Source organism: Paenibacillus sp. cl6col (genome assembly GCF_900102125.1).
GTDB lineage: Bacteria > Bacillota > Bacilli > Paenibacillales > Paenibacillaceae > Paenibacillus_B > Paenibacillus_B suaedae.
This window is the reverse complement of record NZ_FNAZ01000001.1, coordinates 886,690-910,836: the sequence shown is the minus strand read 5'-3', so window position 1 is coordinate 910,836 and position 24,147 is coordinate 886,690. Positions and strand designations below refer to the sequence as shown.

The following is a 24,147-nucleotide window of genomic DNA, read 5'->3' as shown; positions in this document are numbered from 1 at the left end:
GGTTGAATAGATGAGAATAAGCGGGACGATGATACGAACAGATGATAGGTCTGTCACACGATCGCACAGAATGACAGGATGGCAAGAGGCAGCCTTGATAAGATGTACGCAGAGAGGAGCTATTGCGAATGGAATGGCTGAACCGAATGATGTCGGCGCTTGATTTAATCGAAGCGAAGATGCAGGAGCCCTTGGATATGGCGGAGCTCGCGAAGGCGGCGTATTCTTCTCCCCACCACTTTCAGCGGATGTTCTATATGGTGACTGGTATGACAGTGGCTGAGTATGTGCGGAAACGGCGCTTAACCTTGGCGGCTCAAGAGTTGGCGATGAGTGGTGCTAAAGTGATCGATGTCGCGATGAAGTATTGCTACGATTCGCCAGAATCGTTCTCTAAGGCGTTCCGCAAGCTGCACGGCATCTCGCCCTCTGAGGCTCGAAATTCGGGTGTTCAGCTGAAGGCCTTTCCTCGCATCTCCTTCCACCTATCATTGAAGGGAGACAAAGAAATGGATTATAGAATTGTACAGAGAGAGGCGTTTACCGTTATAGGAAAGTCGATCCAGACGACCACGAAAGAGGGAGAAAATTCGATCGAGATTCCGAAGTTTTGGCAAGATAGTCACGCGGATGGAACCGTCGCTAAAATTGCTGCACTGGGCAAAAATCAAGATACCCTAGGCATTTGCTATGGCGCGCAGCAGGGCGGTGAAGTCTTTAACTACGCGATTGCGGTAGAGACGGATCGAACAGAATCAGAAGGTGAGTATGATTTTATTCAAATTCCAGCTGCGACGTGGGCTGTATTTACATCAACGGGCCCAATGCCTGGCTCCATTCAAGATGTGTGGGTCCGCATCTATCAGGAGTGGTTCCCCGCTACAGATTATGAGCAAGCCGAAATCCCTGATTTCGAGCTGTATCCTCCAGGCAATCCGTGGGCAGAGGACTATCGCAGCGAAGTATGGATTCCGGTTATTAAGAAATAAATACGAAGAGTAAGAATTGACGGTTCATCAATCAATCACTTACTAAACAACAAGGAGGCTGGCCCAACATGCACACTGGGCACAGCCTCCTTGTCTATCGTCGTAAAGCCCACAGTACGAGCTTCTCATACCACTTCCACGGCAATAGACGGATAAGGCGCAGGGGCATCGCTCCTCGACCCATGAAATAGCGCAGCTTCGGTCTTGGCGTGCGCGCAATCTTGACGATGTGACGCGCCACCTCCTGCGGAGGAGGAGCCGTTTCAGAGCTGCGCTTCGAGAATTGCAGAACCGCTTGAAGCAGCTTGCTGTACGGCGAATTCTCGCGTATTTGGATAGAGGAGAATCCTTTCTCCCATATATCAGTTTTGTAGGCGCCGGGTTCGATTAGAACGGCATATACGCCGAAAGGCAGCATCTCAAGCCGCAACGCTTCTGTAAAGCCTTCAACGGCGAACTTGGAGGCGGCATATGGGGCGTAGCCTGGAAAAGCATATCGGCCGCTAATGCTGCTCACATTCATGATGGTTCCACTGCGTTGTTCCCGCATGATAGGCAGCGCTGCGCGCGTAACAGCGACCGTGCCGAAGAAATTGGCCTCCAGTTGGGCGTGCCAAGCGTCCATATCCACTTCCTCAACGTATCCACCTGCGGCATAGCCTGCATTGTTCACGAGCAAATCGACCCTGCCGTACTGTTGGCGAATATGCTCGAAAGCAGCTTCAATACTCTCTTGATTCGTGACATCAAGGGGCAGCACATGGATGTGTTCGGAGACGCCGCTTGTCTGGGCTTCAGCAAGCAACTTTCCTTGCTTGGCAGTATCACGCATCGTCGCCACGACATCATATCCTGCGCCCGCCAGCGCGACACTTGTGTAAAGCCCGAAGCCGCTGGACGTGCCGGTCACGACGGCGATTGGACGCGAAGGAGAACCATTAGAATGCTGCGACTTCGTATGTGGTGATGTCAAACATGAATCCTCCTTCCTCGTCTATATCCTCATAATTTATGTCGTTCCATCAGCGGAACGCCGATTCGATTGGCTACCAAGGAAATGAACGACCAGCAGCTCCGGCGATACACCGGCAGATGCCGATCCATGACGGCGGAATATTCCCAATGCCCGGTAGCTCCCCGGTTGCGCTTGAATTGTGCTGCGCCCGAGCTCTCGTTCCATTGCATGCCAAGTCGCTGCGCCTCACGGAACAGGACAGCGGAGAGCATGCGGTACAGGCCTGTTTCCAGCGGAAGGGCTGTATCGTAACCGAAGATTGGCGTCGTCAGTATACCGTCGCGGCAGAAGTAACCCATAATTCCGTCTATTCGTCCCCTCGATGTACGCAGAGCGACGAAGTGCAGTGTCTTCGTCGTCAGTGCATGTTCGAAGAAGCGCTCATTAAACTGCGGATTGCACGGTGAATATTTATCGATATAGAGCAAGTTGTACAGTTGAACCATGCGGGGAATATCGGCCGGTACAAGCTCTTCATGCCGAACGATCTCGTATTCATGCTTCGCAAGCAGTCCTTCATCACGCTTGATTAACCATCTCGCCTTGGCATTCTGAGTTCTGGAATCGCGGGTATCCAAGCAATAGATTTGGCGGCTAGGCACAAGCGCACATCCAGTTTCCTCCAAACTGCGACACAGCTCCGGGTAGTAGTGGCGATTCAACGAACGGAACACGATCGCGTGATCGGGGAACCGAGCTTGCAGCAGGGGGATGATGGCTAATACGTGTTCTGCCGTCATACGTGGATACAAATTCGTAGACAGCAGCCAATTGTTCACATGCACGACGCGATTGCACTGCGCAAACTTCATTCCTAATCCGATTCCACTTAACAGCCACGCAAGCGGCCGTTCCAGCAGCGGCTGCTTCAGCATGCCGAGCTCTTGCTTCGCATAAGTAACATAGTGCGTATACGGCGAGCATACATATGCGTTGTCGTACTCTCGTTCATTAACGGTAATCGGCAGCACATATTGGTCGTCGATGACGATCACCATCATCTGGGTCTGAATATTATCCACGTCGCGTTCCGGCCCATATCGTATCCATGGCTCTATCCATGCCTTAGCCGCATGCCCCTCCTCATCGTTCGGCCAAGGCAGCCGATCGATATTCGCTGCATCATATAGAACTGCGATACTCATACTGTAAACTTCCTCTCGATCCGGCGCAGCTTGTGCCCGGCAGACTGCGGCTTCCACTCGGTAAATTGAATCTCAGGCGCTGCACACTGAACGATTGCACATAGCTTTTGTAGTTCGAGCATAATGTCCCGTTCACATGCTGTCCGATATTGAGTAGGCACTTGCAGCGCCACCGTGATGTGCGTTGGCGAATGCTGCACCGCCGCATAGTGTTCAATCTTCGATGAGGCGGACAGAATTGCACGGCGAATAAAATCGGGAAATACAGTCGTAAGAGTGCCGTCTCTTAGTGAAGGCATATAGAACATATCATCGTGACGCCCTTCGATGCGCTCCAGTGCAGTGAAGGGAGATCCGCACGGACAAGGCTCGTTTCTCTCTGTCAAGACATCGTCCAGCCGATAACGAACGATCGGCTGAGTCATACGCCGGAAGTCAGTAATAATCGGAGTGAATTTTCTTTCCCGCTTGTCTAGCCACTCTTTCTCTACGAAGACGAGGTCTTCGTTCAAGTGAAGCGTCCCATGTCCGCACGTAATGCCGAGAAACCCCTCCGTGCATTGATAGATTTGGTGCACGATCTGCTGGAACGACGCGCTAATTATCGCTTCATCGAGCGGATCAAGGACTTCAGCTACGGCAAAAAGCTTGCGTGGACGTATCGCGAGCAAGCCCAGTTCCAGCTGTTCTGCAAGCATGCGGAGCATAGACGGCGGCGCGACGAGCAGGGTAGGGGCGTAAGTGTTCAGTCGCTTGACCTGCTCCTCCAATGGGTCGAGCAGGTCGAAGTAGGCGAACTGCAGCCGGCGCTTGCTCACGCTCCCGTACAAGTTGCTGTTGGCACGCAGGAAGAGCGCGATGCGCTCCCGAGCCAATACGGAACCAGGCAGAGCCTTGGCGAGCATCGCTCCGGCCCATGCCATGCTCTCCTGTGGGCTGACGAGGAAGAGGCCGCGATTGCCTGACGTCCCCGAGGACATACCGACGGTAATACCATTCCATTCTGGAGTGAAGTCGCGGCTCTCCTCAGCTGCCAGTGCCATGGCGAACGCTTCCTCCTTTCGTACGCCAGCGGTATTAAGGGCATCGAAATGCTCCATCATCAGCGACTTGTCCATGACTGGCATGCCGCGCCACTGATCGTCGGGGAGCTCGCCCATGCGCTCGCGGAAGAAGGGGGAGCACTGCCTGATTCGCCCCAGATGCTTCATCACTTGACGATGCTGCCACCGCTCCAGTGCTTCCCTGCTGCTCCAGCTTCGTCCGTACTTCGTGCGGATATATTCCCGGGCAGCGATCATCATACCTTTATCCACGCTGAGCACCTCCTTGAACCTTAGGGCTTGTTACGTACCTCTGTTCGGCCTCCCGGCAGTGCGTTGGGATGATGTGAAGATCCGGTCGCCTACGATGCAGGATATGTAATCGATGAAGGTTATCCTTATATTGCTGCCAATCCGCTTTGATCAGTTTGACGATGGACTTCGGACGCCGATGCGATGCATAGGCTGCCGTTGACCAAGCAGCGTCGGCGCAGAGGAAGTATTCATGCCCTGCAGAGCGCAGAAGCAGGCCAAGCTGACCCAGCGCATGCCCCGATAGGTTGATGCCGATGATGCTACCGTCCCCGAACAGATCGTATCCCTCTGTGAAGGGCGCATATCCCTCGTCCAAGCTTATTTTGCTGCATGTCTCCTCAATAAGACGGGACCGATCACCGAATCGATCCGGCAATAGCCCAGGCAGAAAGCCGGCTTTCGTAGCTTGGAAAGGAGACATGTCCTGCAGGGGACGATAAGCCTCGCGCAAATAATAAAACTCGGCATTCGCGAAGTCGCGCACACCGCCGATATGATCTGCGTGAAAGTGCGACAAAATAATTGTCCGCACGTCCTCCGGCATTACGCCAAGATTGCGCAGTTGATTGGCTGCACTCTCTTCTTCGCCGATATTGACCGGCGTCGTCCACCGATACAGCCTCGCGGGAAAGGACGATGTAGCCTGAAAGAAGCGCGTGGAATAGCCGGTGTCGAACAGGACTGGTCCGAGTCGCGGGTGCTCGATATAGGCGAACATGGCCGGAAAGCGCACAGAAGCGCCGCTCCCGCCTTGAATCGTAAGCCATTCCCGGTGCGTGCAGTACCCTGCGGTCATCAAGTTCACGGAAACTTCTGTTATGGCTCCTTTGTTCACGTCCATGCAGCTGACGAGCCTCCTTCTTGTACCCATGCTTCAGCAAATCGCTTCATGCCTTCCTCGATACCGATTCTAGGCTTATAACCCAACATCTCGCGGGCAGCCGTAATGTCGAGCGTCTGACTCCGTCCGATTAGTCCAACCGTATACCGCGTCAGCTTCGGCTCCTTGCCTCTGGCAAACCAGCGGGCGTTAAGCTCCAGCATCCCGGCCGCCGCCGAAGCGATCGGGTAAGCGAGCGGGATGGGGCGGAACGGCATTTCGAGCAGGGCGAACAGCCTAGCCAGCAGATCGCTCAGCAGCCTAGGCTCGCCGTTCGTAATATTGTACTTGCCGCCAAGCGCAGCCGCGTCAGCTTCGGCGGCTAGCAGCAGCGCATCGACCACGTTGTCGACATACGTAACGTCGAGCATCGACCGGCCGCCGCGAATGAGCGGCATATAGCCGCCTCGGTTCGCCTCTATGAGGCGCGGGAGGATGGCGCGGTCACCTGGACCGTAGATCGCGCGCGGCCGCAGCGTAATGGCGTGCAGCCCAGCCTCTTCTACGGCCTGATCCACCTCCCGCTCGGCTAGCAGCTTCGTGGCAGAATAGGCCGTAGCCTGTTTAGAAGGCAGTGGATCTGTCTCCTTAATATTCAATCGGTCACGCCAATTCCAGTAAATGCTCGGCGTTGACACATGCACGAGCCGTGCTCCTCCGCTTACGCATCCTTGTACGACATGGCGTGTGCCGATGACGTTGCTGGCGTAGAAGTCGGCATATGCGCCCCATGGAGCAGACAGTGCCGCGCAGTGGAAGACGGTATCTTGACCGTGGCATATCTCCTTAATCCGCTCGGCATCGCCTAACTCAAGCGGAATGAATCGGACACCCATCCGTTCCAGTTCATGACCTACATGCGTATTGCGGCCAATGGCGCTGACGGTATAGCCTTCTTCGACCAATCTTAATGTCAACCGCTGCCCTAGGAATCCAGTTCCTCCCGTCACTAATGCTCGTCGGCTCATGATGATTCACCATTCCATTCTATATCTGATGTAGTGGCCTCTATTAGTGAGACGGAGCGCTTTTTGCTCTCTCGCCAGAAGCGGTATAGCATAACGGCCTGCGCGACAAACGGCTTCGGATCCTGCCAGCGGAAGATGACATCTCGTCCTTTCCATAGCTCCCTCAACCAATAGCCCCGCTGAGGACTCCTCCAGCCGTACGCCAGCATGGCGAGCGTCAACATGGCAGGGCGGGTGGATGTTGGCTCGATGGGGTAGGCTCTCGCATGATGCTCGCCAAGATTTGCATCAAAATTTGCATCAAAATTTGCATTAAGATATGTATTTTGATTAGCAGTGTTATTTGTGCAGCCGTCCATGCCGACCTCTGTGTCGCCATTTCTCCCACCATTCATCTCGAAGAACGCTTTGTCCAACTGATCAGATGCGGTAAAGCAGTGGACGCCGCTTGTTGCACGGGGATTGCACTCGATTGGGTAGATGTTCTGTTCCGGCGTGACGATAAAGTCAAACGCAATCTGCCCCGTATATCGAAGCGGGGCGACAAATCGCTGCACCCATGCCAGCAGATCGGCCTGCGGCTCATGCTTGAAGGCGATGCTTGCTCCTGCACCAACAGTGAATTCGGAGGGATAGCAGGCATGAGCACGTACAGAGCCATCGCGGACAATGCTGTACGTGCAGTACAATGTGCCGCGAATATATTGCTGCCCGACCCAAGGATAGTCCGGGGTGATTAGGATATCGTCCGGAAGGGCATAGCCAGCCCGTACGAATAATACACGGCTCGCGAAGCGTGAGTAGGCCGGCTTCAGCACGGCAGCATCTTCCCCAAGCGTCTGTATGTAGCCGCATGCTTCCGCTTGTGATGTCAGCAGCTGTGTCGAAGGTGCGTGTAAGCCAGCTTGCCGGATCATTTCGATGAATTGTCCCTTATGATGAAGCTGCTTAAGCAGCTCCCACGGAGGAGCAAATAGCTCGCATCCATTGGGCCATGCCCGCTGTCTCTGTGCTAGATAGAACACTTCCTCGCAGGTTGGAATTACGCAATCCACCTGCTCGTCTATCACGATACGCTCTATCATAGCTAGGAACCGCTCTTGTTCATGGCGGGGAGGCGGATAACAGTAATGGCGGGTGACAAAGCGGGAGGCCGAGCCTATTGTGACGAGCAAGCTATCAGCCATGATGATCCGGTGCCCAGCACCACCCAATAGCCGCGCCAGTTCCAAGGAGACGGGGGAGCGGCTGCCGGTAATTAGGACAGTTCGCCTCCCATCCCGCGGAATATCGTTGGACGGACTGCTAGAACTGCTAGTATTCAAGCACCAGCCCTCCCAATGACAGCCCGGCAGAAGTTCCAAGCATCAGAATACGGTCTCCCCGCTGCACCCGCCCTTGGTGAATGGCCTCATGCAACCCCATCGGAATCGAGGCGGCAATCGTATTTCCGTGATCCGATGTAATGTTCATGAGCTGCTCTGGAGCAATGCCCAGCTTGCGGCTAATCAGGCGCATCGCCATAGCGCTGCCTTGATGCGGTATGATAAGCGGGAATTGCGACATTGCCGTATTTCCCGATCCAAGCAGCCGTTCAAGGAAGTCAGGCAGCAGCTTGGACGCCATTTTATAAATCGGCTGACCATCCATATGGAACATATAGTCGCTCATTCGAGCATCATCGTAATATTTAGCGTGCAGCCCCGTACCTCCGCCCCGTATCTCGGAGTATGAGGCTCCGGTACTATAGGTTTCTATTAATGAGGCTTCGATACGAGATTGCTCGTATGCTGCTGCTTGGCCTACGATAACGGCAGCGGCGCCATCGCCGAATAGAACCGCGCTTTCTTTATGCTCCCAGTTCAGGCCGACTGAGGCAACCTCTGTCGAGACGATGAGGATACGCTGATAGCGTCCAGCGGCAATCAGATATGACATGACGTCGAGCGCGGCTAGGAAGCTAAGGCAGGTCGAATTAATGTCAAAAGACGGCACCCCGGAGTTTCCTTTCCCCATTGCTTGCTGTATCAAAGCCGCTGTGCATGGAATCGGCTGCTGCATTGTACCGCTTGCGCATACGATGCAGTCGATGTCAGCGAAGGTGAGCCCCGCATCCTGCAGTGCGGCTTGTGCAGCGAATGCCCCCATCTCGGCGGCTGTTTCGTTTTCAACAAAATATCGTACGCGAACCTCCGACTTTTTCAAGGACCACCCGGCGGGTACGCCAAGCTTCCGATCCATTTCTTCCGAAGTAACGCGCTGCTTCGGTAAATATACCCCCGTACCGATAATTTTCACTTTTCTCTCCATACTCCCATGGCCTCGTTCCTCTTGTTGATTTCGATCATGACGTGAAGCTCTTGCTTATTACCCAAAAGCCCCCTCTATTGTAATGCACATTCTCTTGGTGGTTTCATCAATTTACTCGTTCGGTTGATTCTTCTATTATATATCGGAGTACTTTTACATTGGCGTGATAATCTGTCTTGCAAAAAAAATTGTAAAAAAACCTTACGATTAAAAATGCCATTACGTTCCTATCCAGATGTGTTGCTGTTGTTGCGTAATAAAAATGTAGTTTGTCGAGCAGAAAAAAGGTTGGGCTTAAGAAGGGCAGGCAAAAAGGGGAGAGTCGCCAAACTATCGCTATTCTTAAAAAGACGCTAACCGAAGTGTTTGTTTATCAAGAAAAGTGATACATATAGTAGAAACTACTGATAGAGAATCAATGGCCATGGTTTCATTTGTACAGATGTCAGAAACAATGGTGGTCATGAAAGTAAATCCCATGAAAGGGGAGTGTCCCTCGTCATATTCAATGACTATTGGGACACTCCCTTCATGGTAGTGCTTTTAGGCGTGCTGCAGTTCTCCGTCTACGAACTGGGGAAGTGCGGCAATGCCGGCCGTATTCAAAAAGTTCCAAGGCTTGTTAAAGTGAGGCTGGAAGAAGAAGTCGACGAAGGCCAGCTCGTCGATCGTCATCCCATTTTGAATGCATACCGACAAGGTATTCATCGCTTGGGTCAAGTCAACTTTGGACATGATTTGCGCTCCCAACAGGCGGCGGCTTTCTTTCTCATACACAACCTTCAAGGTTACGGTCTCTGCCGATGGCATAAATTCCGGCCGGTAGGCATCGATTACCGTAACTGCTTCGGCATTGATTTTCTCATCTGCGCATGCGACCTCGGTAAGTCCTGTCGAAGCCAGGTTGATATCGTATATTTTGAGACCGGATGTCCCCTGCGTACCTAAATATCTCGTCGTTGGCCCCATTAGATTGCGGGCTACCAGCATTCCCATCCGCACTGCATTGGTAGCCAGCGGGATATAGGCAGCTCTACCTGTCGGATTGTAATGAACAGCACAGCTGTCGCCGGCGGCAAACACGTCCTGCTTGCTGGTTTGCATATATTGATCGACGATGATTGCGCCATTTGGCAGCATATCCAACTGACCTTTGAGCAGTTGGGTATTCGGTCGGAATCCGATACAAAGAATGACCATATCTGTTTCCACTTCACCCTTGTCAGTGATGACCTTGTTAACGATGCCGTCCTTGCCTTCAAAAGCTTGAACGGTCTGCTCAAGCGCAAGCTCAATGCCTTTGCCGCGGAACGCTTCCTCGATCTGGCTGGTGAATTCGGCATCCAGGTATCGGTTCAGAATCCGGTCTCCGCTATCAATCAAGGTCACCTGCTTGCCGCTCTCCTGGAACGCCTCCACAAGCTCTACTCCGATATATCCCGCACCGACCACTGTGATGTGGTTTGCCTGTTTAGCTTTTTCGATGATGTTGTTCGCATGTTCGTAATTTTTGCACAGCAGAATGTTGTCCAGCTCCATGCCTGGGAGCTGTGGAATGATCGGCCAAGATCCCGTCGTGACAATCAGCTTATCGAAGCAATCATTGAATTGTTCTCCAGTCAGCAGGTTGCGCACCTGCATCGTTTTCGCATCTGTATCAACGGTGAGAACCTCGTGGCGCATGTGAGTAATCACACCTAAATTCGCCAAGTGCTGCGGCGAGGAGTAGAAGAGTCCTTCCGGCTCCTTCACGACACCGCCCACATACAATGCGATCCCGCAAGATAAGAACGATATATTGTCGTTGCGTTCGTAAACGGTAATCTGGGCTTTGGGGTATAGCTTGGCGGCATTCACCACTGCTGCTGTTCCTGCATGCGTACAACCAATCACTGCAATTTTCATCGTAATTCCTCCTCGAAGGGTAAAAATATAGGTAAACCAAATGGTTTAATTTCAATGTGTTAAATGTGACTTATTTCACAACCACAGTGTACTGTGATTTATTTCACAAGTCAATAGCTACTTGTTCTTTTTTTCACAAAATTATTAGATGTCGGCTGGACAAAACATAAAATCCCCCTTAGTGCTAAGGAGGATTTATGATCAATCAAATTCGTTACTCTCTTTTTCGTCAATGAGAATGATTAGAGAGCTTATTTCTGGTCACGTCAACTCTCGGACTTTTACTGTTCGTGACACTATAATTGCTGCAATGATAATGATAAATGCCGTAAGGAGACCCGACTCACCAATCCAGACCTCAGAAAACTCCCCTGTTGTTGCACGAGTGAAAGGACCTTGGATTACAGAATTCCATGAGGTATGGATAATGACAGAAGGCCAGACGCTGCCAGTGGCTAATCGCAATCGGGCGGTAATATAACTGAACGGAATGATACACAGGTAGATGCCTAGGACAGAGAGAAGGACAGATGGCCCAGCCACATACATACCCGATATGACAATCGGAATATGCCAAGTTGCCCAGATCAATCCGCTAAGCAAAATAGGACGCGGAGCCTTGGCCTCAACTAAACGTGTCAGCATATATCCCCGCCAGCCGACTTCTTCCCCCATAACGGGGATGAGGTTGATGATACTTCCTGCAATGCCAGCCACTGCGACCATAAGCACGAAGCTCAGCGGCGTAGGCAAGTACTGCAGACCAAGAGCATGATAGTACGTTTCGAAGGTACCTCCCACAGGAAGCTGGAACGAGGCTATACCACTCATCCAGGCGGTGGAGTAGGTGATTCCGCAGATGAGCATAGGAATGAGCAGGCCCAGTCCGATCCCTCTCCATACTTTTACACTGCCCAACTGAAAGGATACATCTGCAAAACCTTCCCGCAAGAGGAGACGAGTTAGAATCGAAGCGATTGCCGGTACGAACATGTACACAACAATAAGCAGAATATTTCCCGACATGATGACAACCGTATTTACGATCAGCGACAACACGAATAAGAAACCAAGAAAGAACGTAAGGCCTTTTCTGGCATGTTTTACTTTCACCTCCCCAAAATCCGAAGCGTTTTTGTTTCCACGCGATTTCAAAATTACATCCTTCCTTTCGACTCATAGAAATGTTTTATATTGATGCCCTCAATCTTTCGCAAATTCAGTATGACCAATGGGGCGTCATTTTTCATAGTGAGGCTTGTAACGAAATGACATGCGGTATGTGTCATCAATATTAATGACAGGATGTAACTAGAAAAAGTGATGCGGACTGAATGATAATCAGGCTGAGCGATTGACGTACAGCATGATTTGCCGTGTATTGCGCTCATCAAATTACTCAATTGAGGTGGAATAACATGAATAAGAAAATGATGGTTAGTGGCATGGCTGCAGTAGTTAGCACAGCGCTGTTGGTTGCTGGAGGAGCTTCGAATGCTGGTGCACGGTCAACAGAAGTGACTCATTCCGTGCAGACGTTGCAAAATAGTATTGTGAAATCCTTTGAATCACAGGTTTTTCCATTGAAGACGATTGACCCGACTCAATCGTTTGCAGATTTAAAGCCGCTTAAGAAGATGATCGGGGATGCTCATTATGTAGGATTAGGAGAGGAAACTCATGGTAGCTCTGAATTGTTTACGATGAAATTTCGTCTCGTGAAATATTTAGTTACGGAGATGGGATTTACGAACTTCGGGATGGAGGAGGATTGGGGGAATGGTTTGAAATTAAATGAATATATCCACACAGGCAAAGGAGATCCCAAGCAATTTTTGAAGCTATTATATCCAACTGATGAGATCGTCGCTATGGTGAAGTGGATGAAGGATTACAATGCTAATCCAAAGAACAAGAAAAAGATTCAATTTATCGGGCTCGATCTAAAGTCATTGGATAAAGATGTCTACGATACAGTCATTAACTATGTGAAGAAGCATCATCCCGATATGCTGTCTGAAGTCGTGCAGAACTATAAAGATATGCCAGCGGTAACTGTCAATTTGCAGGAGTATATGAAGCTGACTCATGAGGAGAAAGCCAGGTTCCAAGCGAATGCGGAAAGAGTTGTCCAATTGCTTGAGAAAGTAGCCGTAAAAGACGAGAAGAAGGCTAATTCAAATGAGCTTACGTGGGTGAAAGGGACGGCGAAGGCAATCAAGCATTATACAACCATGATGATTCCTGAAGATTATCCGTCTTTTGTCACCCTCCACGAGCAATATTTGGCAGACCTTGCCGTATGGACAAAAGAAACACTTGGTGGGAAAACGATGATCTGGGGCCATAATATTCACGTAGCTAAGGGTGTTATCGATAAAGAATGGTATCCGAAGCCAGCTGGGGAGTTCCTGAAGGAACGTGTAGGTGATCAATACGTCGTTATAGGAACCTCGATGACGGAAGGGCATTTTACAACATACGAGTTTGACATGAGTAGCGGCGGAAAGATTATGACAGATGCAATACCGCAGCATAAAAACAGTACGAACGATATGTTCGGAAAAGTATCTTACGAGAGATTCCTATTGGACGCTCGCCATCTGAAGGGAGAGGCAGGGCGATGGGTGAAGGAAAAGCAGCCGTTCCTCAGCTTAGGGGCGCGGATAATACCGGGCCTGCCGCCATATTTCAATGTGCCCCTGCGGGAACGGTTTGACATTCTTGTCCATATTCGTAACACAAGCCCATCCCATATGTTACAAGTACAAAAGTAGGAAATCATTTCTGGAGCAATCGGGATACGGTTGCTCTTTCTTCTTCTACTAGACCTTACTCCGCTCGAAGGTTCAATCATTTATTTCAGAAATTAATGGTTCTCAATTAGGTTGTATGTGGTGTAACTTGTAGATATCTGATGAAGGATTGAGGTATTCCTATGAAAGAATGGATGAAGCGATGGTTGTGGTCAGATTGGGTCATGTTATGTATACGGATCTCATGGTGGATCACGCTCGTGATTAGTCTATGCATATTGCATGAGCGAGGATTGCCGATACCACTTTGGGCAGCTATGGGGCTCTCTTTTGTTCCATTATTCGTCCCGCTTTGGCTTCAACAGTATCATTTGCAGTGGTATTTGATTGCTGAAATGGTGTTGTCGGGGAGTTTTGTTATTTTCCTAAATCTCTATGGGATATCGAATGTATGGCAATATGCCCCGATTGTATTTGTCATTGGCTTTCTAAGCAGTAATTCTACTTACCGATGGACAGCGATTCTATCTTCTGGTGTCATCCCGTTTATTCTCGGCTGGGTAAGTAAAATAAGTTGGATTGATATTATCGTAGACGTCATTTTGCATTATGGGATTGTATTTGCCTTGGGATATGCCTTTCAATTAGCGGTACTTACGCATAGGCAGGGGCAAGTGATCAAGGAGCAAAATCGGATTTTGGAACAACATGTGACTCAGGTTGAACAGATGACGTTAGTCGAGGAGCGAAATCGACTATCTAAGGAGCTGCACGATACGATTGGCCATACGTTGACTTCACTCATTATGGGAATGGAATCGCTGCGTCAGGCGGCAACAGGCGATCAAACTGAACGCATTGATGCTCTTCTGCGCTCTGCCCGCAGTGGACTAGAAGAAGTTCGAACTCATTTGCATCAAATGTTGTCATCTACCCTACCTGCATCTTTTACGACTTCTCTACAAAAGCTGGTTAGCAAATTCAAGGATACAACAAGGATTGAAGTGAAGTATCGAACATTAGGTGAGGAGTATGCCGTGCCTAATCCGATCAAATTAACATTGTACCGTTGTCTACAGGAGGCATTGACGAATGCGGCTCGTCACGGACAAGCAACGGCCATCGAGGTCTATTTGCATTTCGAAGCGAATCAATTGCGTTTGCAAATTCAAGATAATGGGGTAGGTAATGAACAGTTGCAGCCAGGCTTTGGGCTTTCTACGATGAAGGAGCGCTTGCTAGAGTTGTCAGGCCACTTATCAGTCCACTCTCATCGTGATGAAGGGACGGTCGTGCTCTGTACAGTGCCTAGATATGAAATTGTGCAAAGCAAAATACGGCTTGTTATCGTCGACGATCAGCAGTTGATTGTCGATAGTCTTAGCATGATACTTGATAATCAACAGGATTTGCAGGTAGTAGGAACGGCCGGAAATGGAAAATTAGCTGTTGAGTTGTGCGAGCAGGTTCATCCAGATGTTATCTTGATGGATGTCCGTATGCCTGAAATGGATGGAATCGAAGCTTTACAAGTGATTAAGGAAAAGTGGCCTGATCTACAAGTGATCGTAATGAGTACCTTCAGTGATGTAGAACAAGCGGTGACCGCACTTCAGTATGGGGCAGTGGGATATTTGTTGAAATCCATACAGCCCAAGGAGTTAATCGACACGATTCGCCTCATTCATGCTGGAGGCATGTCCATCACCCAGGAGATCGCGGAGCAAGTATTCGAAGAGATGAAGCAGCAGCGGGTGCAGCTCAAGGAACGTGGAAATATCATTTGGGATAATCCATATGGATTAATTAAACGCGAGTTCGAGTTGTTGGATCTACTGTACCGTGGATCACGTTACAAAGCTATCGCCGCTAGCATGAATCTTTCGGAAGGAACGATCCGCAATTATATATCTATCCTCTATTCCAAGCTAGGCGTAAATAACAGGCAAGATGCAGTGGACAAGGCGAAGGAAGAAGGATTGATTAGTTAGAAGAGGGGGCTTTGATAGATTAGTGGCAATAATCAACTTCTCCAAATAAGTCTATGAAATTCACGGGCTGTTTTTATGCCTCAAATCCATTTATAGTATAATGGATTATTAACAGCATAGATGGAAAACTGGGGAAAGAGGGAACATATGCCTACTATACTAGTTGCTGATGATGATGCGAACATTCGCGAACTTGTATGTTTATTTTTACGCAAAGATGGGTTCACAACAGTTGAAGCTGCAGACGGTAAGGAAGCAATGGCCGTCTATGCTTCAACGCATGTCGACATTTACGGCATTGGATTATGTGAACAAATATCCAAACGAGGTGACTGCATTTGTCGGAATCGATAGCAGTGTTCCAACACAACCAGGTATGGATGTCGAATTCCCATTAAAAAGATTAGAATTCCTCAAAAAATCAGGTCTCTTACGATTTGCTCTTATATTTAGTGCAGACCCCTATAAGGGTCTGGCATTCGATGAAAAAACCGTAGAGCAAATGAGTTTGATACTTTGTACAAGCGAATAATGAAGGGAGAAAGGAATGGGTACCTCTGCATGAAGAGCAGGTTAAAGACTCGGTACATGGAAAAATAATCACCATGGTGGGATCGCATTATTTGCACCACACCAAATTCAAAGAAATCGCTGAGAATGTTAGAGCATATATGAAAGAAGTAAAGTAAGTGTACTATTTGGATGAAGACCAAGCTTTGCCGGGTACTCCGTTTCAATCCTGCCAAAGGTGATGGGACGGGGGATTATTTTACTTTCGGCGCGCGTTCCTGGTTTTCTGTCACACGACCGCTGAACGATTCATAACGAAAAACCTGGAGTGGCTGTCTACATAAGGAGTCAGCCATTCCAGGTTTTTTTATTTGCGAACTAGGTTCGTTGAGATACGGAAGATTATTTAGTCTGAACTACGTCAATCAGATCTGCCTTTTCTAGCATACGATGAACGAGCACGGCAGCTTCGGCTCTCGTAATGTCTTTCTTTGGCAGCAATCCATTGCCGGCTCCGTTGATCAGTTTACTGCTAACTACTGCGCTGACGCCTTGTTTAGCCCATGCTCCAACAGATGCACCATCGATAAATGCGGATAATACGGAGTCCGCATCGGCATTGTTAACATAAGCTTTCAAATCAGTCAGTTGCATGGCTTTGGCTATCATAACCATGGCTTCCTCACGGGTAACTGTCTTCCCAGGGTGGAATGTTCCATCTTCATAACCCTTAATAATACCGTATTCCTGTGCTGTCACAACTGCAGCATTAAACCAATCCGATGCAGCAACATCTTTGAAGGTCATGGTTTCCCCTTTATTGTCCATGCCAAGCGCTTGAACAATAATTGCAGCGAACTCAGCCCGAGTAATCGCTGCGTCAGGCGCATAATGGGTATCGTCGACTCCGTTAATCACCATTCTCGACAGCATGTCGGAAACGATACCCTGTGCCCAATGTCCCTTCAAATCATCGAAAACTTTCTGATGTGAGATCAGCAAAAAAGTGCTGTTCGTCAAGCTCTTAATAACGGCGTAACTGCTTCCGTTACGAGTCATAATTTGCGTCGGCACATGACGAATTGATCCATCGTCGTTTAGAGCGACTGCTGTCTTGACTGTGTTAGGGTCGATGCCGCTTGGAATTGGAATTTCACGCTCGACAAAGTTGCTGAACCGACTAATATTCACCTTTTTATCCTTGTAAGAGACCATAACCGAAAAATCAACAGGTGCAGCCATTACAGTAAAATGACTTTTATTCGCTGCATCCCTAACTGATTTTTCCTTAGATGAATCACCCTTGGTGATAACGACCTGAACGGATAGGTCGCTTGTATTTGCTGGCCCACCAAATTTGGCAGACAAATCATTGAGGTTAATCTGTGCTGCTGGCAGCTTGATATTACCGATAGGCGTTGAAATTGCAAGCACGGTTTGCTTGAATTGATCCAATGTTTTTAATACTTCTCCATTTAGGTTTACTGACACTTTATCTGCTTCTTGACTCACAGGAATTGACAATGTTTGCTTGTCTCCACCGTTTGTCAGCTGTGAGGCCATAATGGCTGAATCAAGGGATACGTTCACAACGGTTTGCCCGTTTTCTTGCGTTACGATACTTGAAGCCAATTGATTGCGGGTCGACTTACCGCTGTTTGGATCGCTTATCCAATTGCTAGAATCGGAAGGGCGCGTTCCTGATGACGGGGATGCCGATTCCCTAGTTACGTTGACGGAATAGATTTTTTTCAATCCATTTGCTGCTGTCACTTCCACTGAAATGATGTTTTGACCTACAGCAAGTTGAATTGGACTACTTTCTTGACCACTAGTAACCAGTGCTCCGTTCACTTTTAACGAAGACGGTTGATCATATACCGAGACAGTCACTGTTAATGGAGACTGCTGATCATATACCGAGGCAGTTACTGTTAACGATGAGACACTGTTCGGAACAATCGCTGTGTAATCCAGAATTCTAGAATCGAAGGCTGGATTAAGCGCCCCTTGAGACAAGGCTAAGGCTTGCAAATCCGTCTTGCGATTCACTTGTGGTAAGACGCTTACCTCTGGAGAGAGTGCACCCACACCATTCTCATTGCCTGCCTGAACTGCAAAATAATAAGGTAAGTCGTTTGAAAGTCCCGTAATAAGAGCTGAATTCGCTGCTCCACTTACCCTTGCTACAGGTGCGGTTCCATAGCTACCAGAGGATATGCCTTGGTAAACCTGATAATAAGTGGCCCCTGTTACACTATTCCAACGTAAGTTCACTTGCCCATCTTCTGGCGTAGCAATAAATCCCGTCGGTGCAGCCAACGGATTTGCAGACCCTGGTGTATTTGGATCCGTTGGAGTTACAGGTGGAATAATGTTCCCTGTGTAGCGGGCCATTCGAATTTGATTTGACACCCCGTTATGTTCAGTCCAAGCAGCGAAAAGCTCACCATTGTACTCTTCTAGAACAGAAGCAAACGCTCGTTTAGTTGCGTCGACATTCAGTCCGTCAACACCGTCACCGTCTGCAGAAGACCAACTTGTGCCATTAAACTGTTTGACACGTACTTGCGGGGCTTTTCCGTTGGTTGTTTCCGTCCATGTTGCAAATAGTGTATTTCTGAACACTTTCAAAGCAGGAGGGCTGTCGAGCGCGATATCAGTTGCAATATTTTCTACCGCCTCCCAACTTGCTCCATCAAAACGTTTTACTCTCAACAGAACACCATTAGTGCCATTCTCGACCCATACAACATACAACTCATTGTTGAATTCAATTATAGAGGTGTTGGTGTTGTCGATATCTACAGATTCATTAACGCCTCCATTATCCACGTACACCCAATCTTGACCGTTATATTTCTTAATTCTTGGTTGGTAATTTTTTGCGCTATTCAACTCTAGCCAAGTTCCATACAATTCATTTTGGAACATAGCCAAGCTTGGTTTGCCAACAGTGTGTGATGCAGCGCGCCCAAGCGATTCCCAACTTCCATTAAATTTCTTAACCTGGACGTCATACCCAACATTCGCCGACTCAGACCAAGCTACATAAATTGCATCATTCGTGGATAACAGATTAGGATGCAAAGCTTGTTCCTGAGAATTGGCATTTAGTCCGTTTTTGTCGTCAACCCAAAACACTCCATCCCATTTTTTCACTCTTAATATTCTGACGTTTGCATTGTCGCGTTCTACCCATAGTGCGTATAATTCGTTATTGAAAACAGCTAATTTCGGAGTATCAGCCACTTTTGTAGGATCAACGTTTAAGTCTTCCGAGCCAGATAAGACTCCATTGGAATAGCTTTTAACTACAATTTTTCCATTTTCGACCCAGATTGCATAAAGCGAATCGTTAAATTGCTTCAAATCAGGATGATACGAGTAAATCAAATTTCCATTTAACCCGACGTTAATTTCATTATGAGCAGACGTCCAAGCGACACCATCATATTGTTTGACCCTAATTTGAGTCTGATAATTGTTAGATTCAGTCCACGCAGCGAACAGCTTGCCGTTATATGAGGACAAATTAGGATTCATTGCTGTAAGTGATGATGGATCTACATTTAGAATGGTTTCACTAGTTCCACTCCAGTTTGTTCCATCGTATCTTTTAATATGTATTGTTCCACCCCAATCACGGTCGACTGCTTCGGTCCAGATTACGTATAATGCATTGTCGTAAACTGCAGTTCTTGAATGCTTCGCGTTTTTTGAAACATTTACGTTTAATCCGGCATTGTTAGCACCATCAACGGACGTCCAGCTTACTCCATCATACTTTTTGACTCGGAGATGGGTGTGAACTCCATTTTTTTCGGAAAATACAGCAAACAACTCGTTGTTAAAAACAGTTAAACTACCGTTTGAAATATCGGATGAATCACTACCTAAGCCATTAGATCCGTCGATAAAAGACCAAGTAGTGCCGTCGAACTTTTTAACTCGCAGCTGTGACTTTCCTCCGCTTTTTTCATGCCAGGATATGTATAAATTTCCGTTGTAAATAGCAGACTCAGGGCTACTCGCCAATGAAGAAGGGTTTGCATTTAATCCATCGTTGCTACCGCCATCTACCCATTCCCAACTTGAACCATTGTGTTTTTTGACTCTGATTTGATAGTTGCCATTGGTACTCTCTACCCATACGATAAAGAGGTTATTATTATAGACTATCAAATGAGGGATGTATGCAATAGAGGGGGAATTCATATTCAGTCCCTTGCTGCCTCCACCGTCTACGAAAGACCAGCTTGAGCCGTCATATTTCTTGACTCTTATCTGACTACCTTTATTCGAATTCGATAATTCATACCATGTCACATATAGCTCATTCTGGAATACGGCCATGATAGGATTAGTTGCAGAAGCCAATGGATCTGCGCTGAAACTAGTGCCGCCGTCAACATACTCCCAGCTACTACCATTATATTTCTTGATTTGGATCGTGGTCTTATTATCTTGGTCTGCTCTCTCAGACCATGCCATGTACAGCTCGTTATTATAATTGACCATGTTAGGGTGTGACGTTTCATTGGTGGCGTCCACATTTAAACCAATTGTGCTGTTTCCAATTGGCTGCCAGCCAGTTGCAGCCATGGCCTTGGTAATGCCAGATCGCAGAGGAAGGACTGCTGTAAAGATGAGCAGGAATGCCATCAGTACAGCGATTGTTTTTCGCATGCGTAATTCGGGTTTCATTTACTACATCGCCTCTCGTAATTATGTTTAAGTTCTATCATGTATGTTTGACAGAATTGAACTCATCCTTTAAATATCGACATTTGTAGCTGGCAAATTAAGAGAGTCATAATATCGACATTTGTTGTATCGCTCACTTCCAATACCATATATGGCATCGGTTCAACGAGCAAGATGATACTCACAGCGGCTGTTATGAAGCTAGTAGACGATGGAAAACTAGATTTAGATGTGCCCGTTGTCACCTATATACCCGACTTTACAATGAAAGACAGCCGTTATACACAGATTACACCCCGCATGCTGCTGAATCATTCTTCCGGTCTTCACGGATACATTGGTCCAAATTCAACCTTGTTTGATGATCATGACACGTATGCACATCATACCTTGTTGAAAGAATTGGCGGCTCAGGACTTACAAGCAGATCCGGGTGAATACTCGGTATATAACAACGTTGGTTTTTCGTTAGCTGAAATAGTGGTAGAGCGAGTTAGCGGCATGGACTTTACTGCATTTATACACAAGTATTTCACCATGCCTCTGTAAATGAACAATACAAAAACTCCGTAGGATGTTGTAAATCCAACGACATTGGTGGGGGTCTATTATCCTAATTATGAGGGACAACTTCCAACAGAAAATTATAATGTCATTGCAAGCGGAGGGATTTACTCCACTGCTGAAGATCTGGTTACATTCTCGCGGATATTCACAGGTGAAGTCGATGGAATTCTATCTCCCAAATCGGTAAAAGCAATGATGTTTCGTTTGTAAATGAGGATGGCTCGCAAAAATACAAATTCGTTGTTGAGAAAAATGGACGTACATACATGTGGTTGCGCTCCTATATTTCGATACCTAAGCTTGGACAGATCGCTATTTCAGAGTATAAGGTAGAGAGGCTAGAGGCCAACGAATTATCGCACGCTACTGCAGCTGCATGGAAAGCGCGTGAAAATAAAAAATATTACGTGTTAAGTGAAAAATATTCGTCGATGACTTATTTCAATGCAAAGCCGATTCTACAATTGAATAGCGTGAAGGTTGCTTCTGGTTATGTGTTGAATTTTACAATCATTGATGCAAACAAAGCAGTCAACAAACTGCAAATTCCAACGATGGCTGGCCGAGATTCGCTGGAACTTAGGCGGGGATATGTATCAATCACACCGTGGTCAGCGGTAACAATCAAGTTGTGCTGCCGGATAACGGAAGGGTTGTATTTGCTGGAGAGGTCGGCTCTATATTTGAGATTTCATTAAAAAAGGAGTAGGGAGGCTTGTCCAAAGATAAAAGTTCAAAGTGCTGTCTCTAAGATCATTATCGACCTTGGAGACAGCACTTTTTTACTTTTTTATGGGCCATTTATTCATTTATTACATCTTTTATAGAACAAATACGGATACAACTTACATCTAGTAAAAAAGATGTTCAATCCTCTCTGCTTAGAACGATCTTACCTCGTGTTCGTCCTGTTTGATTAGACAGATGTGCTCTTCTTACTCCATCAACCGTCATCGGGTAGACTTCCCCTACGATTGGTCTAATTTTTTGTGATTCAACCAGTTTGCGAATATGATTCATGTTTTCGCCATCGGGACGCGTGAACACGTACTTAATGTTTAATTGACGCTCTGCTTCTATTTTATTTATGGAATCAGGTCGAACTTCATCTGGCCCACCGAATATGGTAGCCACCGTTGCGTTCAACTTCATGCAATATAATGCCTCTTCGAATGAAGAACCACCGAGCGTATCGAGCATGAAATCAAACTCTAGTCCTGAATCTCGGATGCTTTCCTGATCGTATGCAATCACTTGATCTGCGCCTAACTCTTTTACAAAATCGATGTTTTTAGCGCTTGTTGTCGTGGTCACATGAGCTCCCAGCGCTTTCGCCAATTGAATGGCAAAGGATCCAATTCCACCACTTCCAGCTAAAATAAGCACGCGATCCCCTGCCTGAACATTTCCCACTTCTACGAGAGCCTGCCATACGGTAAGGCCCACGAGTGGAAGGGATGCTGCCTCAATATACGTCATATAACGAGGCATTGGAGCAACAAGATTTGCAGGAACAACAATCTCATCGGCGTACGTGCCTTGCTTCTCCATTTCTGGACGGAAGAACACATTGTCTCCTACTTGAAATTTGGTTACATCCGTTCCGACAGCCGCCACTTTACCTGCCGCATCCCACCCCAAGATCAGAGGAAGTTGATACGGAAAGCTTTCTTTCAAGTATCCTTCCCGTACTTTCCAGTCTACAGGGTTCACCCCACTAGCTTTTATCGTAATGAGCAGGTCGTTTGGGCCTACTGGTTCTGTCGGAACGTGAACCAACATAAGCGTCGTTTCATCTCCGTATGTTTCAATGCCAATCCCTTTCATATCAAAATCTCTCCTTCTATATTGGAAGTGCGGTAGGTTATTTACTTGTTATTTCATTTAGTATAGATAATTCAAATTCAAAAGTCATTTTTCTTTCTTGTTGACTATACTCATTTTATTTTATATAATTATCTCGAATTAAAGATACTCTAACCAGAGATAAAATGAGTCCATCCCAGACAGCTGTTCATATTTGTATAAATGCGAAACAAGCAGGATACATTAATTGAGGATGGATGAAAAGTATCGAAAATGATGCAATTAATTTATTTACACATGTTTCCACAACATATATCGATTTAAAGGATAATCGAATTTAGGAGGAAGAAAACGATGACAAAAGATTTCTACACTGCACTTAAAGAAAGACGTACTTACTACGGAATCAATAAAGAGGTCAAAGTATCAGATGAAAGAATCAAAGAAATCGTCGAATTTGCTGTGAAACACACTCCGTCAGCGTTCAATTCACAATCTTCGCGTTTGGTTGTATTGTCTGGTGAGGCACATAATAAATTATGGGACATTACAACGGAAACATTGAGAAAAGTAGTTGGTGATGGAGACTTTTCTGGAACACAACAAAAAATGGATTCCTTCAAAGCAGGTTATGGTACTGTATTATTCTTTGAAGATGAGGCTGTAGTGAAATCACTTCAAGAACAATTTACTGCATATGCTGACAACTTCCCAATTTGGTCAAACCAAGCATCGGGTATGCACCAATTAGTGGTGTGGACAGGATTGGAAGCAGAGGGATTGGGAGCATCTTTGCAGCATTACAATCCACTGATTGATGATGAAGTGAAAAAAGAATGGAATATCCCTGCTAATTGGAAACTTATTGCGCAAATGCCATTTGGTAATCCAACAGCTGCACCAGGTGAAAAGCAATTCAAACCGTTAGAAGAGCGTGTAAAGTTTCATAAGTAATTAAGTACTATATAAACGGAACATTCAATACAAAGAATCCATTTTGATTTGTCATTATTCAAAATGGATTCTTTTTTTGTGCCAATAAGTAATTTTCATAAGATTTCTTTGCAGTAGATTCTTGCATAACCTAGCCGAAGGATTGAGAAGGAAATCGTATACGCGTGCGAGATGTTCACTTTTTCTCACGATAAGCCGTTAATAAATAATATAGTAAATAATTGGACAGGTGAACTTTTTTGAATCCACCATAGTCTAATCGTTAGCTATACATAGAGAACCTAGT

17 protein-coding genes and 2 pseudogenes are annotated in these 24,147 nt (G+C 47.1%); 8 read left to right on the top strand and 11 right to left on the bottom strand.

The window, feature by feature from the left end:
- Nucleotides 1–128: 128 nt before the first annotated feature.
- A complete protein-coding gene (locus BLS15_RS03900; RefSeq protein ID WP_175460706.1) occupies nt 129–989 on the top strand; it encodes an AraC family transcriptional regulator in 861 nt (286 codons plus the stop codon).
- A gap of 94 nt (nt 990–1,083) precedes the next feature.
- Here BLS15_RS03900 and BLS15_RS03895 read toward each other — a convergent pair whose 3' ends face one another.
- The 9 genes from BLS15_RS03895 to BLS15_RS03855 all read right to left on the bottom strand — a co-directional run bounded on the left by BLS15_RS03895 (nt 1,084) and on the right by BLS15_RS03855 (nt 11,725).
- The gene (locus tag BLS15_RS03895; RefSeq protein WP_090509972.1) at nt 1,084–1,962 is read right to left on the bottom strand and encodes an SDR family oxidoreductase; all 879 of its coding nucleotides are present in this window, start codon (nt 1,960–1,962) and stop codon (nt 1,084–1,086) included.
- Nucleotides 1,963–1,991: 29 nt separating this feature from the next.
- On the bottom strand, nt 1,992–3,149 hold the full coding sequence (locus BLS15_RS03890; RefSeq protein WP_021254052.1) for a hypothetical protein: 1,158 nt from the start codon (nt 3,147–3,149) through the stop codon (nt 1,992–1,994).
- Nucleotides 3,146–4,465 carry a F390 synthetase-related protein gene (locus tag BLS15_RS03885; RefSeq protein WP_021254053.1) on the bottom strand — a complete coding sequence of 440 codons (1,320 nt, stop codon included), beginning with the start codon at nt 4,463–4,465 and terminating at the stop codon, nt 3,146–3,148. The genes BLS15_RS03890 and BLS15_RS03885 overlap by 4 nt, the downstream gene beginning before the upstream one ends.
- Nucleotides 4,458–5,348 carry an MBL fold metallo-hydrolase gene (locus BLS15_RS03880; protein ID WP_021254054.1) on the bottom strand — a complete coding sequence of 297 codons (891 nt, stop codon included), beginning with the start codon at nt 5,346–5,348 and terminating at the stop codon, nt 4,458–4,460. Before BLS15_RS03880 ends, BLS15_RS03885 begins: the two co-directional genes overlap by 8 nt.
- Nucleotides 5,339–6,355 (bottom strand): NAD-dependent epimerase/dehydratase family protein, encoded by a 1,017-nt coding sequence (locus BLS15_RS03875; protein ID WP_021254055.1) that lies wholly within the window; start codon nt 6,353–6,355, stop codon nt 5,339–5,341. The genes BLS15_RS03880 and BLS15_RS03875 overlap by 10 nt, the downstream gene beginning before the upstream one ends.
- Entirely contained in the window at nt 6,352–7,680 is a 1,329-nt protein-coding gene (locus BLS15_RS03870; protein ID WP_139170634.1) for an ATP-grasp domain-containing protein, read from the bottom strand. Before BLS15_RS03870 ends, BLS15_RS03875 begins: the two co-directional genes overlap by 4 nt.
- Entirely contained in the window at nt 7,670–8,665 is a 996-nt protein-coding gene (locus BLS15_RS03865) for a beta-ketoacyl-ACP synthase III (RefSeq protein WP_021254057.1), read from the bottom strand. Before BLS15_RS03865 ends, BLS15_RS03870 begins: the two co-directional genes overlap by 11 nt.
- 543 nt (nt 8,666–9,208) lie before the next feature.
- A complete protein-coding gene (locus tag BLS15_RS03860) occupies nt 9,209–10,570 on the bottom strand; it encodes an FAD-dependent oxidoreductase (protein ID WP_090509968.1) in 1,362 nt (453 codons plus the stop codon).
- A 261-nt stretch (nt 10,571–10,831) separates the two neighbouring features.
- The gene (locus tag BLS15_RS03855; RefSeq protein WP_021254059.1) at nt 10,832–11,725 is read right to left on the bottom strand and encodes a CPBP family intramembrane glutamic endopeptidase; all 894 of its coding nucleotides are present in this window, start codon (nt 11,723–11,725) and stop codon (nt 10,832–10,834) included.
- Between the two features lie 263 nt (nt 11,726–11,988).
- Here BLS15_RS03855 and BLS15_RS03850 point away from each other — a divergent pair, with 263 nt between their 5' ends.
- From BLS15_RS03850 to BLS15_RS03835, 4 genes and pseudogenes are all read left to right on the top strand, one after another.
- Complete coding sequence (locus tag BLS15_RS03850; protein ID WP_028532205.1) at nt 11,989–13,347, top strand: erythromycin esterase family protein; 1,359 nt, start codon at nt 11,989–11,991, stop codon at nt 13,345–13,347.
- Nucleotides 13,348–13,508: 161 nt separating this feature from the next.
- Nucleotides 13,509–15,317 (top strand): helix-turn-helix transcriptional regulator, encoded by a 1,809-nt coding sequence (locus tag BLS15_RS03845; RefSeq protein WP_021254061.1) that lies wholly within the window; start codon nt 13,509–13,511, stop codon nt 15,315–15,317.
- Between the two features lie 147 nt (nt 15,318–15,464).
- Nucleotides 15,465–15,608: pseudogene (locus BLS15_RS03840) on the top strand (DNA-binding response regulator); the annotation flags it as partial.
- A 7-nt stretch (nt 15,609–15,615) separates the two neighbouring features.
- Nucleotides 15,616–16,006, top strand: a pseudogene (locus BLS15_RS03835) (alpha/beta hydrolase); the annotation flags it as partial.
- A 223-nt stretch (nt 16,007–16,229) separates the two neighbouring features.
- Here the strand turns inward: BLS15_RS03835 and BLS15_RS03830 are convergent.
- Entirely contained in the window at nt 16,230–20,534 is a 4,305-nt protein-coding gene (locus BLS15_RS03830; RefSeq protein ID WP_028532203.1) for an S-layer homology domain-containing protein, read from the bottom strand.
- A 174-nt stretch (nt 20,535–20,708) separates the two neighbouring features.
- Here BLS15_RS03830 and BLS15_RS29920 point away from each other — a divergent pair, with 174 nt between their 5' ends.
- Together BLS15_RS29920 and BLS15_RS29915 are read left to right on the top strand one after the other, a co-directional pair.
- Nucleotides 20,709–21,083 carry a serine hydrolase domain-containing protein gene (locus BLS15_RS29920; RefSeq protein ID WP_368087119.1) on the top strand — a complete coding sequence of 125 codons (375 nt, stop codon included), beginning with the start codon at nt 20,709–20,711 and terminating at the stop codon, nt 21,081–21,083.
- A 284-nt stretch (nt 21,084–21,367) separates the two neighbouring features.
- Nucleotides 21,368–21,799, top strand: a complete 432-nt coding sequence (locus BLS15_RS29915) for a hypothetical protein (RefSeq protein ID WP_028532201.1) — start codon at nt 21,368–21,370, stop codon at nt 21,797–21,799.
- Nucleotides 21,800–21,968: 169 nt separating this feature from the next.
- Here BLS15_RS29915 and BLS15_RS03820 read toward each other — a convergent pair whose 3' ends face one another.
- Nucleotides 21,969–22,928: an NADP-dependent oxidoreductase gene (locus BLS15_RS03820; RefSeq protein ID WP_021254065.1), complete on the bottom strand. Its 960-nt coding sequence runs from the start codon at nt 22,926–22,928 to the stop codon at nt 21,969–21,971.
- A 333-nt stretch (nt 22,929–23,261) separates the two neighbouring features.
- On the opposite strand from BLS15_RS03820, the gene BLS15_RS03815 reads away from it, so the two are divergent.
- Nucleotides 23,262–23,861 (top strand): nitroreductase family protein, encoded by a 600-nt coding sequence (locus BLS15_RS03815; RefSeq protein WP_021254066.1) that lies wholly within the window; start codon nt 23,262–23,264, stop codon nt 23,859–23,861.
- The last annotated feature ends 286 nt before the right edge of the window (nt 23,862–24,147 follow it).